At 65.0% G+C, this 11,421-nt stretch carries 15 protein-coding genes and 3 pseudogenes; 14 read left to right on the top strand and 4 right to left on the bottom strand.

Annotation, left to right across the window (positions count from 1 at the left end; translation table 11 throughout):
• Together EOA33_RS11410 and EOA33_RS11415 are read right to left on the bottom strand one after the other, a co-directional pair.
• Window positions 1–641 (bottom strand): annotated as a pseudogene (locus tag EOA33_RS11410) (beta-ketoacyl synthase N-terminal-like domain-containing protein); the annotation flags it as partial.
• 4 nt (window positions 642–645) lie between these two features.
• A complete protein-coding gene (locus EOA33_RS11415; protein ID WP_126057058.1) occupies window positions 646–900 on the bottom strand; it encodes an acyl carrier protein in 255 nt (84 codons plus the stop codon).
• Window positions 901–1,102: 202 nt separating this feature from the next.
• Here EOA33_RS11415 and EOA33_RS11420 point away from each other — a divergent pair.
• The 5 genes and pseudogenes from EOA33_RS11420 to EOA33_RS11440 all read left to right on the top strand — a co-directional run bounded on the left by EOA33_RS11420 (window position 1,103) and on the right by EOA33_RS11440 (window position 3,485).
• Window positions 1,103–1,946: pseudogene (locus EOA33_RS11420) on the top strand (urease accessory protein UreD).
• A 28-nt stretch (window positions 1,947–1,974) separates the two neighbouring features.
• Window positions 1,975–2,277, top strand: a complete 303-nt coding sequence (locus EOA33_RS11425; protein ID WP_095805092.1) for an urease subunit gamma — start codon at window positions 1,975–1,977, stop codon at window positions 2,275–2,277.
• Between the two features lie 10 nt (window positions 2,278–2,287).
• On the top strand, window positions 2,288–2,542 hold the full coding sequence (locus EOA33_RS11430; protein ID WP_127405665.1) for a DUF1272 domain-containing protein: 255 nt from the start codon (window positions 2,288–2,290) through the stop codon (window positions 2,540–2,542).
• A 35-nt stretch (window positions 2,543–2,577) separates the two neighbouring features.
• Window positions 2,578–3,171, top strand: coding sequence for a HupE/UreJ family protein (locus tag EOA33_RS11435; protein ID WP_127405666.1), 594 nt, complete (start codon window positions 2,578–2,580; stop codon window positions 3,169–3,171).
• Between the two features lie 8 nt (window positions 3,172–3,179).
• Window positions 3,180–3,485, top strand: a complete 306-nt coding sequence (locus EOA33_RS11440; RefSeq protein WP_126057054.1) for an urease subunit beta — start codon at window positions 3,180–3,182, stop codon at window positions 3,483–3,485.
• A gap of 44 nt (window positions 3,486–3,529) precedes the next feature.
• Here EOA33_RS11440 and EOA33_RS11445 read toward each other — a convergent pair whose 3' ends face one another.
• Entirely contained in the window at window positions 3,530–4,021 is a 492-nt protein-coding gene (locus EOA33_RS11445) for a hypothetical protein (protein ID WP_126057053.1), read from the bottom strand.
• 129 nt (window positions 4,022–4,150) lie between these two features.
• Window positions 4,151–4,522, bottom strand: coding sequence for a hypothetical protein (locus EOA33_RS11450; RefSeq protein WP_126057052.1), 372 nt, complete (start codon window positions 4,520–4,522; stop codon window positions 4,151–4,153).
• Between the two features lie 164 nt (window positions 4,523–4,686).
• Between EOA33_RS11450 and ureC the strand changes: the two genes are divergently transcribed.
• The 9 genes and pseudogenes from ureC to EOA33_RS11495 all read left to right on the top strand — a co-directional run bounded on the left by ureC (window position 4,687) and on the right by EOA33_RS11495 (window position 11,277).
• The gene (gene ureC, locus EOA33_RS11455; RefSeq protein ID WP_189375429.1) at window positions 4,687–6,402 is read left to right on the top strand and encodes an urease subunit alpha; all 1,716 of its coding nucleotides are present in this window, start codon (window positions 4,687–4,689) and stop codon (window positions 6,400–6,402) included.
• 44 nt (window positions 6,403–6,446) lie between these two features.
• A complete protein-coding gene (locus EOA33_RS11460; RefSeq protein WP_127405668.1) occupies window positions 6,447–6,791 on the top strand; it encodes a hypothetical protein in 345 nt (114 codons plus the stop codon).
• A gap of 61 nt (window positions 6,792–6,852) precedes the next feature.
• Window positions 6,853–7,446 (top strand): annotated as a pseudogene (locus tag EOA33_RS11465) (hypothetical protein).
• Window positions 7,447–7,506: 60 nt separating this feature from the next.
• Window positions 7,507–8,112, top strand: a complete 606-nt coding sequence (locus tag EOA33_RS11470; RefSeq protein WP_127405669.1) for a glutathione S-transferase family protein — start codon at window positions 7,507–7,509, stop codon at window positions 8,110–8,112.
• Entirely contained in the window at window positions 8,109–8,708 is a 600-nt protein-coding gene (gene ureE, locus EOA33_RS11475) for an urease accessory protein UreE (RefSeq protein WP_126057049.1), read from the top strand. The genes EOA33_RS11470 and ureE overlap by 4 nt, the downstream gene beginning before the upstream one ends.
• Entirely contained in the window at window positions 8,677–9,366 is a 690-nt protein-coding gene (locus tag EOA33_RS11480; protein WP_190234258.1) for an urease accessory protein UreF, read from the top strand. Before ureE ends, EOA33_RS11480 begins: the two co-directional genes overlap by 32 nt.
• Entirely contained in the window at window positions 9,363–9,803 is a 441-nt protein-coding gene (locus EOA33_RS11485; RefSeq protein ID WP_126057047.1) for a DUF3995 domain-containing protein, read from the top strand. The genes EOA33_RS11480 and EOA33_RS11485 overlap by 4 nt, the downstream gene beginning before the upstream one ends.
• Window positions 9,800–10,432: an urease accessory protein UreG gene (ureG, locus tag EOA33_RS11490; RefSeq protein ID WP_126057046.1), complete on the top strand. Its 633-nt coding sequence runs from the start codon at window positions 9,800–9,802 to the stop codon at window positions 10,430–10,432. The genes EOA33_RS11485 and ureG overlap by 4 nt, the downstream gene beginning before the upstream one ends.
• A 77-nt stretch (window positions 10,433–10,509) precedes the next feature.
• Window positions 10,510–11,277, top strand: a complete 768-nt coding sequence (locus tag EOA33_RS11495; protein ID WP_126057045.1) for a class II aldolase and adducin N-terminal domain-containing protein — start codon at window positions 10,510–10,512, stop codon at window positions 11,275–11,277.
• Window positions 11,278–11,421: the final 144 nt, after the last annotated feature.

Here is an 11,421-nt window from a genome sequence, read left to right on the forward strand (position 1 = left end):
GGCCGGCAGGTCTCGGGCGACAGCACGCGCAGCGCTTCCCAGCCCTTCAGCACGCCCCACACCAGTGGTCCTTCAGTGCCGCCGGCGACCATGACGTCGGCGCGGCCGAGCCGGATCTGGTCGACGGCCGCAGCGATTGCGTGGTTGGCCGAGGAGCAGGCCGAGGTGGCGCCGAAGACCGGTCCGCGCAGGCCGAGATTCATGCTGACCTGGCCGGCGGCTGCGCCCGGCATCACTTTCGGAACGGTGAAGATGCCGGCGCGGTTCTTCTTTTCGATCAGGATGGCGCGATAGTTCTCCTCGATCGCCTCGAAGCCGCAGACGCCGACGCCGACGACCGCACCCATCCGGTAGGTGTTGTCCGCATGCGTGGCCAATCCCGATTGCTGCATGGCTTCCCGCGCCGCGATCACCGCCAGGAGGCTGAAACGGTCCATCGACACGAGCTGCTTGCGGTCGATGCCGTGCTCCGGCAGTTCCTTGATCTCGCAGCCGATCGTGACCTACAAGTCGTGCAGCAGCGGATTATCGATCGGACCGATGGCCGAGCGGCCGGCGCGCATTTCGCTCCACATGGCGGCGGCATTGGTGCCAAGGCCGCAAAGCCCGCCGATGCCGGTGATGACGACGCGTTTCAGCATGCGGTCAGGCTTTTTTCGCGATCAGCGCGCGAACCGCCTCGACCATGTCGCCGACATTCTTCAGATTGCTCCAGGCATCGACCGTGTTCATCTCGATCTCGATGCCGTACTGTTCCTCGAGATCGAAGATGATCTCGGTCAATTCCAGTGAATGGATGCCCAGCGCGGTCAGTTCGGTGTTGGTGGTGATCTCTTCGCCGCCCGGCTCGGCATGAGCCTTGATCTTCGCGATGATTTCCGTCGCCAGCTGATCAGCCATTCGGTCTCTTCCCCACTTTGTCGTTTCCCGACGCCAACTGTCCAGCGCCCCTTTATCCCCGGATTCGCTTCGTCGACGTCGCTTCATGCCCCGCCTGGCGTTGCATGACCATTCCAAGGTGGCTCCCTCTATAGAAACCGAAACGCTGTCAAGCAACAAGCTATATATCGACAAAGCCGCCGGAGTGCTTAACGTTGGCGGCATGAACATGATGAACCCTGTTTCGACTTCAGCACCGGCTGCGCAACGTGTTGCGGGGCGAGCCAGGCTTTTCTGCGGCAACAAGGGCGGCCGTACGCGTCTTGAGCGCCTCTATCAGGATGGATCGGCCAAGATCCGTATGCCGGCCACCGCCGCCGACCCGCTCGAGGCGGTGCTGATCAACACCGCCGGCGGCCTGACCGGCGGCGACCGCCTCGCCTGGGAGGTGCAAGTCGGCGCCGGCGCTTCGGCCTCGATCACCACCCAGGCCTGCGAGAAGGTCTATCGCGCCGCATCCGACCGCGCCGAAATCCGGGTGAAGCTCGATGTTGGCGAAGCGGGCCGCCTCGCCTGGCTGCCGCAGGAAACCATCGTCTTCGACCGGGCGGCTTTCGCCCGCAGCCTCGACGTAGAGCTTGCCGCCGACGCCGAGGCGCTGCTGCTGGAGGCCACCGTCTTCGGTCGCCTGGCCATGGGCGAAAGGACGACACAGGGCAATTTCCACGAACCGCTGGCGTGTCCGCCAGGACGGCGCCCTCATTCACGCCGAGGATTTCCGCATCGGACCCGATATCGCGGCCGCGCTCGGCCGGCCCGCCGTCGCCGGCGGCGCCGCCGCGGTCGCGACGCTGCTGATGGTCTCGCCGCAGGCGGAGGCTTTCCTCGATCCGGCGCGCGCCATCATCGGCGATGCCGGCGGCGCCAGCGTCTGGACCGTCAACCAATCTGGCAAGCTTCTTGCGAGGCTGTTCGCCGAGGACGGCTACCGGCTCCGCAAGCGGCTGGTTCCGCTTGTCGAATTGCTCAACGGACGGGCCGGCCTGCCCAAATTATGGTCACTCTGAAGCTGAATACGCCAATCCGGGAAGACGCATGAACCTGACGCCGAGGGAAAAGGATAAGTTGCTCATCGCCATGGCGGCGATCGTGGCGCGCAAGCGGCTGGAGCGCGGCGTCAAGCTCAACCACCCGGAGGCGATCGCTTTAATCACCGACTTCGTCGTCGAAGGCGCCCGCGACGGCCGCCCGGTCGCCGAGCTGATGGAGGCCGGCGCCCATGTCGTCACCCGCGCGCAGGTGATGGACGGCATCGCCGAGATGATCCACGACGTGCAGGTGGAGGCGACGTTTCCCGACGGCACCAAGCTGGTGACCGTGCACGAGCCGATACGCTGAGGAGGAAAAGATGCTGGAGCTGCGCCCGAACTGCGAATGCTGCGACAGGGACCTGCCGCCGGAGGCGACGGACGCATTGATCTGCACCTTCGAATGCACCTTCTGCGCCGATTGCGCCGGAAACGTGCTCGGCGGCGTCTGCCCGAACTGCGGCGGCAATTTTACGGCGCGGCCGATCCGGCCGGCGCCCATGCTGAAGAAATACCCTGCTTCCACCAAACGCGTGCTCAAGGCCGAGGGCTGCGGCCCCCGCGTGGCCGCCTGACCGTCCCCAGAGAAGGCATAAGAGAAGGCATATCGATGATCTCAACTTCGACGAAACGCACCACGCTGACTGCCGTCATGCTGCTGGCGGCGGCGATGCCCGCCTATGCCCATGTCGGAGTCGGCACGACCTCGTCCTTCGCCGCCGGCTTCATGCATCCGCTGTCCGGCCTCGACCACATGAGCGTGATGGTCGCGGTCGGCCTCTGGGCGGTGCTCAAGGGCGGCAAGGCGATATGGGCATGGCCGCTGGCCTTCGTCGGCGTCATGTTGGCGGGCGGCGCGCTCGGCATGATGCAGGTGCCCGTACCCTTCGTCGAGCCAGGCATTCTCGCCTCGGTCGTGGCGCTTGGCCTGCTGGTGGCACTTGCGGTTGACCTGCCTGTCTCGGCCGGTGTCGCCATCATCGGCCTGTTCGCGCTGTTCCATGGCCAAGCCCATGGCACTGAAGTGCCCGAAAACGCGGGCGGCCTGGAATACATCGCAGGTTTTGCCGTCGCCACCGCGCTGCTTCATGCCACCGGCATCGCCGCCGCGCTCGGCCTCGGGTCACGCTTTCGTAGCCTTGCCCGCGCCGCCGGCGCGGCTTGCGCGGCGGTTGGCGTCGGCCTCGTCTTCGGCGTCCTGTGAGGTTGGCGATGATCCCCGGCGAAGTCATCACCGCCAAAGGCGATATCGAGCTCAACAAGGGCCTGCCGACGCTGACGCTGAAAGTCGCCAACAGCGGCGACCGGCCGATCCAGGTCGGCAGCCACTATCATTTCTTCGAGACCAATGAAGGGCTGAAATTCGACCGCGAGGCCGCCAGGGGCATGCGCCTCGACATTGCCGCCGGCACGGCGATCCGCTTCGAGCCGGGGCAGGAGCGCGACGTCACGCTGGTGCCGCTCGGCGGCAAGCGCGAGGTCTACGGTTTTCAGCAGAAGGTGATGGGCAAGCTGTGAGGCCGATGGCGCCTGGAGCTGTCGGTCCATTCCGCGCTTCCGGCTCAGCCCGGCGGCTTGGCCGCCGCATAAATGACGACCTTACCCGGATCGTCGAAGGCGACGGCGACGACGTCCTCTGCCTGCACGCGCCGCGAATCGATGGCGTTGAACAGCAGCGCGTTGGCTTCGATCTCCTTGCGCAGCTCCGCGATGTCGTCCCGATGCTGCTCGATCTTGCTCTCGATCACCGGCGGCGGACCGCCTTCGCTGCGCGCGGCGTCGGTGAGGAACACGATATCGACCTTGTCGAGCTTGGAGGTCTTTCGCACCGCGCCGATGTTCTCGCGCGTCCGGTCGATCGCGGTGGCGACTTTGCCGGCCTCGTCGGTGGTCTTGGTCTCTTCTTGCTTGACCTCGGAGCCGACGATCCGGTCGACCGTCTCCTTGTTTTCGAGCCCTTGCGCCTTCAGTCCGGCAACGGGCGCCGTTGCCAGCAGCAGCGCCATGGCGGCAGCACTTTGCAGCCTTGTAGCGGGACAGGGGTTGATCGCCATCGCTCGCTCCTGAGGGGGATCGTTTCGGGACGCGGTGCAGCGCGAAAAGAACGAAACGACTCCCGCCCGGCGAAGGTTCCCTCTCTAATGCCATGGGCGGGCCAGGTGCCGGCCCGCCGCGACACGGCGTCAGCTCGCCTTCTTGGTGATAAGGGTCAGCGCACCATCGGTGTTCATGCTGGCCGCGATCACTTGCGCCGAGGTGAGCCCCTTGGCTTCCAGCGCCGACTTCACCTTGGGCGTCGCGTCGATCGAGCTGCGCAGTTTCTGCAGGCCGGCTTCACCGCGCTCGGCGATCACCTGGTTGACCTGCGTCTGGGTGTCCTTGGGCAGTTCGGTGATGTCGACGATATTGACGCTCTGGATCGTCGGCACGGCCGGCTGCGCGCTGGGCGCCGTGGGAGCGGTCGGCGCGGGCTGCGGTGCAGGCTGCTGCTGGGCGCTGGCGGCACTCGCCAGCATCGCGGCAGCGGCGGCCGCCAGAAGTGTCGTTTTGCGCATGGATTTTCCTTCCATCGATTTGGCAAACGGTCGTTTCGGGGTGACTCGCCCACCTCAACCGCCAAATGGGAACACAAGGTGTCGCCCAGCGGGTCATTGCGTGACCATAGGGTGGCGCCAATGTGGAGCCCGCCTTCGATCGGGCCGCTTTTCGGGAGCAAGTGCTGATGGCTAGAATTACCCGCGCCGCCTATGCGCAGATGTACGGCCCGACAGTCGGCGACAAGGTGCGGCTTGCCGACACCGAGCTGATCATCGAGGTCGAGAAGGATTTCACCCTCCACGGCGAGGAGGTGAAATTCGGCGGCGGCAAGGTGATCCGCGATGGCATGGGCCAGAGCCAGGTGTCGCGCGCGCAGGGCGCCGTCGACACCGTCATCACCAACGCCTTGGTGATCGACGCCTCCGCCGGCATCTTCAAGGCCGACATCGGCCTCAGGGACGGCCGCATCGCGGCGATCGGCAAGGCCGGCAATCCGGACATGCAGGACGGCGTCACCATCATCATCGGCCCCGGCACCGAAATCATCGCCGGCGAGGGCAAGATCCTCACCGCCGGCGGCTTCGACGCGCATATTCACTTCATCTGCCCGCAGCAGATCGAGGAAGCGCTGATGAGCGGCATCACCACCATGCTCGGCGGCGGCACCGGTCCGGCGCATGGCACCTTGGCTACCACCTGCACGCCGGGCCCGTGGCACATGGCGCGGATGATCCAGTCCTTCGACGCCTTCCCGATGAACATCGGCCTGTCCGGCAAGGGCAATGCCTCGCTGCCGGCAGGGCTGGAAGAGATGGTGCTTGCCGGCGCCTGTTCGCTGAAGCTGCACGAGGACTGGGGCACGACGCCGGCCGCGATCGACTGCTGCCTGTCGGTCGCCGACGCCTATGACGTGCAGGTGATGATCCATACCGACACGCTGAACGAGTCCGGCTTCGTCGAGAACACCGTCGCGGCGATCAAGGGCCGCACCATTCACGCCTTCCACACCGAGGGCGCCGGCGGCGGCCATGCGCCCGACATCATCAAGGTCTGCGGCCTGCCCAACGTCATCCCGTCCTCGACCAATCCGACAAGGCCCTACACGGTCAACACACTGGCCGAGCATCTCGACATGCTGATGGTCTGCCATCATCTGTCGCCGTCGATCCCCGAGGACATCGCCTTCGCCGAAAGCCGCATCCGCAAGGAAACCATCGCGGCCGAAGACATCCTGCACGACATCGGCGCGTTCTCGATCATCTCCTCCGACAGCCAGGCCATGGGCCGCGTCGGCGAGGTGGCGATCCGCTGCTGGCAGACGGCCGACAAGATGAAGCGCCAGCGCGGTTCGCTGCCTGAGGAGACCGGCGACAACGACAATTTCCGCGTCCGCCGCTACATCGCCAAATACACCATCAACCCGGCCATCGCGCACGGCCTGTCGAGGGAGATAGGCTCGGTGGCGGTTGGAAAACGCGCCGATCTGGTGCTGTGGAACCCGGCCTTCTTCGGCGTCAAGCCGGAGATGGTGCTGGTCGGCGGCTCGATCGCCGCCGCCCCGATGGGCGACCCCAACGCCTCGATCCCGACACCGCAGCCGATGCACTACCGGCCGATGTTCGGCGCCTACGGCAAGGCGCTGACTAACTCCTCGGTGACCTTCGTGTCGAAGGCGGCGCTCGACGCCGGCCTGCAAGAGAAGCTCGGCGTCGACAAGGCGATGGTCGCCGTCGAGAACACGCGCGGCGGCATCGGCAAGCATTCGATGGTGCTCAACGACGCCACGCCCCACGTCGAGGTCGATCCGGAAACCTACGAAGTGCGCGCCGACGGCGAACTCTTGACCTGCGAGCCGGCGACCGTGCTGCCGATGGCGCAGAGGTATTTTCTGTTTTGAAAAGATCAGCGTTTCTTGGCAATCGCCAAACCCGCAAATCCCTCGTGCTAGCCCTTGTTGTCCTCGGCTGTCTGGGCGGTTGCGGATATCTGAAAGAGCCGGTGGCCTTTCGTGCCGAATATGCGACTTTGAAATTGGAAGCAGAGCGCAAGTTTCCGACAGGTTCAAGCGCGCCAGCTTTTGAAGCATGGTTTGCCGGCAAATCGGCTTTTAGGCTGGAGAGCAATCCACCGATTCTGCGCCCCTCCAAAACCGGAGGTCAATGCGAGGCGCGCAACATGTGGCTTCGACGCGTCGAGGGTTGCATAAACATCATGGCTGCCAACTATTGCGTGGATGAAAAGGGCAAGATCGCCGACCTGACCTTTTCTGACTCCAGCTACTGCTAGCAACAAAGTCCGTTGCTGCTCTTAACAGGACGCCGCAATATGTGGCGATGCGTGATCAGGCATGGCCACCGAAATCGCCTCTCCCCACGATGTCTTTCCGCATATCCGCAATCGTCATGGGCATGGTCATCGGCCTTGGCGTGACCCGGCTCCTGTCGGGGGTCGCCCGCATCGTCCAGCATCCCGGGCAGCACCGGCTCTATCCGGTGCATCTGGCCTGGGTAGGTTTCATGCTGTTGCTGCTGGTGCATTTCTGATGGTGGGAGTTCGGCCTCTACGCGCTGGAGACTGGACCTTCGGCAAGTACCTCTTCATCATCTTCTATGCCGTCACGCTGTTCCTGCTCTGCGCGCTGCTGTTTCCCGATTCGATGCTCGATTACACCGGCTACGAGGACTATTTCTATTCGCGCCGCGCCTGGTTCTTCGGCCTGCTCGGCACCACCTACCTGCTCGACGTGATCGACACGCTGCTCAAGGGGGAGGAGCATTTCACCCGCTACGGCCACGAATATCTGATCCGCACGCCGGTCTTCGTGGCGCTTTGCATCGCGGCGATCCTGGTGCGCGACCGCCGCTTCCATATCGCCTTCGTCGCCGTCACGCTGATTTACCAGGTGTCGTTCATCCTGCGGCTCTTCGACACCATCGTCTGAGCGCCATTGGGCGGATGGACCGGATGAGCTACGCTTCGCTGGAAAGGCAGGTTTAGAGCCATGTACAAGGCCGTCGGATCGCGCGGATCCCGGGTCAGCCGCGTCCTGTGGATGCTCGAGGAACTCGGGCAGCCCTACGAGTTCGTCGAGGTCAAGCTGCGCTCGCCCGAAGCTTACGCGCTCAATCCATCGGGCAAGGTGCCGATCCTGATCGACGGCGATCTGAAGGTCACCGATTCCGCGGCGATCTGCGTCTATCTCGCCGACAAGCATGCCGACAAAGGCATGGGCGCCAATCCAGGCCTCGCCGGCCGCGCCGAGATGGATTCCTGGATGCATTTCACCCAGTCGGAATTCGAGGCGCCACTGTGGAATAAGCTGCGCCACCGCTTCATCCTGCCGAAGGAGGTGCGCGTCGATGTCGGCCCCGCCGCCGCGCATGATTTCGCCTCGGAGGTCAAGGCGTTGGACCGGCGGCTTGGCGACAAGCCTATCGCGCTCGGCGACCGATTTTCCGCGGTCGATGTGCTGCTCGGCGACATGGGTGGCTGGGCTCGCGCCGGCCGGTTTCCGATCGAGTCCGAGCGCGTCGACGCCTATTTCGAGCGCGTGCTGTCGCGTCCCCCCCGCGCGCGGGCGCAAGCTAATGGCGGAGCCATGAGATGAAACTGAACATCAACACCGACTTCACCAAATTCCCGCGCGCGATCTCCGTTCTCGCAGCGGACAAGGCCGGAGCGATCGCGCCCTACGCCAGGGCCGTGCTTGCCCATGACGAGCGGCATCTGCGCCGCCGCGCCATCGAGACGGAGAGCGGTGACAAGGTGCTGGTCGACCTGCCGGAGCCGGTGGCGCTCGACAATGGCGACCGGCTGGTGCTGGAGGACGGCCGCCAGCTCGAAATCGTCGCGGCACCCGAGGACGTCTACGACATCCGCGCCCGCGACTCCGTGCATCTCACCGAACTCGCCTGGCATATCGGCAACCGTCACCTCGCCGCCGCGATCGAGGCGGAGCGCATCCTCATCCTGCGCGACCATGTCATCAAGGCGATGCTGGAGGGATTGGGCGCAACGGTGCGCGAGGTCTCCGAGCCGTTCAAGCCGGTGCGCGGCGCCTATTCCGGCCATGGCGGCCATGATCATGGCCACGCGCACAGCCATGCCGAAGCGCATGCCCATGCGCAGGGCGAGCATACTCACAGCCACGCGCACAGTCATTCCCATTCGTATGATGACGACGACCATCACCACCATGACTGAGCCCGGCATCGCCCCGCTGCGGCTGATGGCGTGGCTGTCGCCGGCCTTTCCGGTCGGCAGCTTCTCCTATAGCCATGGCCTCGAGCGCGCCGTGCAGGACGGTCTGGTCGCCGACAGGCAAAGCCTTGCCGCCTGGCTGGACACGCTGGTCGAGATGGGTTCGGGCTGGAACGACGCCGTGCTGTTTGCCGAAAGCTGGCGGTGCGCCCGCGACAGTGGCGACCTCGGCGAGATCGCCGCTCTCGCCGAGGCCTTGGCAGGTTCGCGCGAGCGCCATGCCGAGACCATGCTGCAGGGCGCTGCCTTCCTCAAGGCTGCCTCGGCCTGGCCAAGCCCGGTGCTGGGGCGCCTGCCGGCCGATTGCCCCTACTGCGTCGCGGTCGGCGCCGTCGCCGGCGGCAATGGCATTGGCCTGCCGGACGCGCTCTCTGCCTTCCTGCAAACCTTCTTCTCGAACCTCGTTCAGGCGGCGATCCGGCTCGGCGTCGTCGGCCAGCTCGATGCCACCGCATTGTTAGCCGGCTTTGAGCCGCTTGCGCTTACCACCGCCGCCCGCGCCGCCGCCTCCACGCTCGACGATCTCGGTGGCTGCGCCTTCGTTTCCGACGTCATGGCGATGCGTCACGAAACCCAATATTCCCGGTTGTTCCGCTCATGATCGTGCTCGCCTTCGCGCTTTCCCTTGTCCTGCTCATCATCACCGCGCTGCATGTCTATTGGGGCATTGGCGGCATCTGGCCGGGCACGGATGCCAAATCCTGCGCCCGTGCCGTCGTCGGCTTCCGCGGCGTCGACGAGATGCCGTCGCCTGGCGCCAGCTTTGCCGTTGCCGCCTGTCTTGGCCTGGCGACGCTTTGGCCGCTGGCGCTTGAGGGCGTCTTTGCCTCGCCCTTTCCCAAGGCGGGCCTCGCCGCCACCTCGTTGCTCATCGCGCTGGTTTTCCTCGGGCGCGGCATTGCCGGCTTCACGCCATGGTGGCGCCGGCTGGCGCCCGAACAGCCTTTCGCGCGGCTCGACGTCAGCTACTATTCGCCGCTCTGCCTGCTGATCGGGGCAGGCTTCGCAATCCTCGCCATCACGGAGTTTTCCGCATGACCCAGGCCAACGGTCCCCTTCGCATCGGCATCGGCGGTCCCGTCGGTTCCGGCAAGACGACGCTCACCGAAAAGCTCTGCAAGGCGCTGCGCGACGACTTCTCCATCGCCGTCGTCACCAACGACATCTACACCAGGGAAGACGCCATGATGCTGGCCCGGCTGCAGGCGCTGCCGGAGGAGCGCATCGTCGGCGTCGAGACGGGGGGGTGCCCACACACCGCTATCCGCGAGGACGCCTCGATCAATCTGCAGGCGATCGCCGAACTGAACCGCAAATTTCCGGACCTCGACATCATCTTCATCGAGTCCGGCGGCGACAATCTCGCGGCCACCTTTTCACCGGACCTTGCTGATCTCACCCTCTATGTCATCTCGGTCTGCCAGGGCGAGGAGATCCCGAGAAAGGGCGGGCCGGCCATCACCCGCTCCGATTTCCTGATCATCAACAAGAGCGATCTGGCGCCCTATGTGAACGTCAACCTCGACGTGATGGAAAGCGACGCCGCCCGTATGCGCGGCAAGCGGCCGTTCGGCTTCACCGACCTGTCGCGCGGCAAGGGCTTGCGGGAGGTGATCGACTTCATCGTCGAGCATGGCGGGTTGCAATCGGCGCGCCCGGCCGCCTGAACGGTGTTTGCGCCAGCACTTTCCCGTTGCTGGCCGCCATTGGGCGCGGCATTGTCACCAAAACCGGAGGATTTTCGATGAGCATCGCCCGCCTGCAGAAGGAACCGCTGAGCAATCTGCCCTTCTATGAGGAGCGCGTCGACCTCGCCTGCGCCTTCCGCTGGACGGCGCGGCTCAACATGCATGAGGCGGTGGCCAACCATTTCTCGCTGGCCGTCAACGAGGACGGCACCAAATTCCTGATGAACCCCAACCAGGTGCATTTCTCGCGCATCAAGGCGAGCGACCTGCTGCTGATCGACGCCAACGATCCCGATACGCTTTCCGGCCCCAATGCGCCCGATCCGACGGCCTGGGGCCTGCACGGCGCCATCCATCGCAACGTGCCGCACGCGCGCTGCGTCATGCATGTGCACTCGATTCACGCCACCGTGCTCGCCTCGCTGGCCGACTCGACCCTGCCGCCGATCGACCAGAACTCGGCCACCTTCTTCAACCGCCATGTCGTCGACGCCAACTATGGCGGGCTGGCCTTCGAGGAGGAGGGCGAGCGCTGCTCGCAGCTTCTGACCGATCCCAAGGTGAAGGTCATGGTCATGGGCAATCACGGCGTGCTGGTCATCGGCGACACTGTCGCCGACACCTTCAACCGCATGTTCTATTTCGAGCGCGCCGCCGAGACCTACATCAAGGCGCTGTGGACCGGCCGTCCGCTGCGCACCCTGTCTGACGCCATCGCCGAGAAGACCGCGGCTGAAGCCAACGACTATCCCGGCCAGGCCGAACGCCATCTCGCCGAGCTGAAGGCGATCCTCGACGAGCAGGAACCGGTCTACCGGAACTGAGCCGCCATTCTCCCTTCTCCCCGTTCACGGGGACAAGCGCCGGCAGGCGGATGAAGGGCGGTGCCGATGTTTGCGAGTTCGCTTAGAGCCCTAATTGCGTCCGCAATTCATCATCGCGGTTGATCCCCACGGCCCCCGTCGGCC

This window comes from Mesorhizobium sp. M4A.F.Ca.ET.050.02.1.1, assembly GCF_003997725.1.
In the GTDB taxonomy this organism is placed as follows: Bacteria; Pseudomonadota; Alphaproteobacteria; order Rhizobiales; family Rhizobiaceae; genus Mesorhizobium.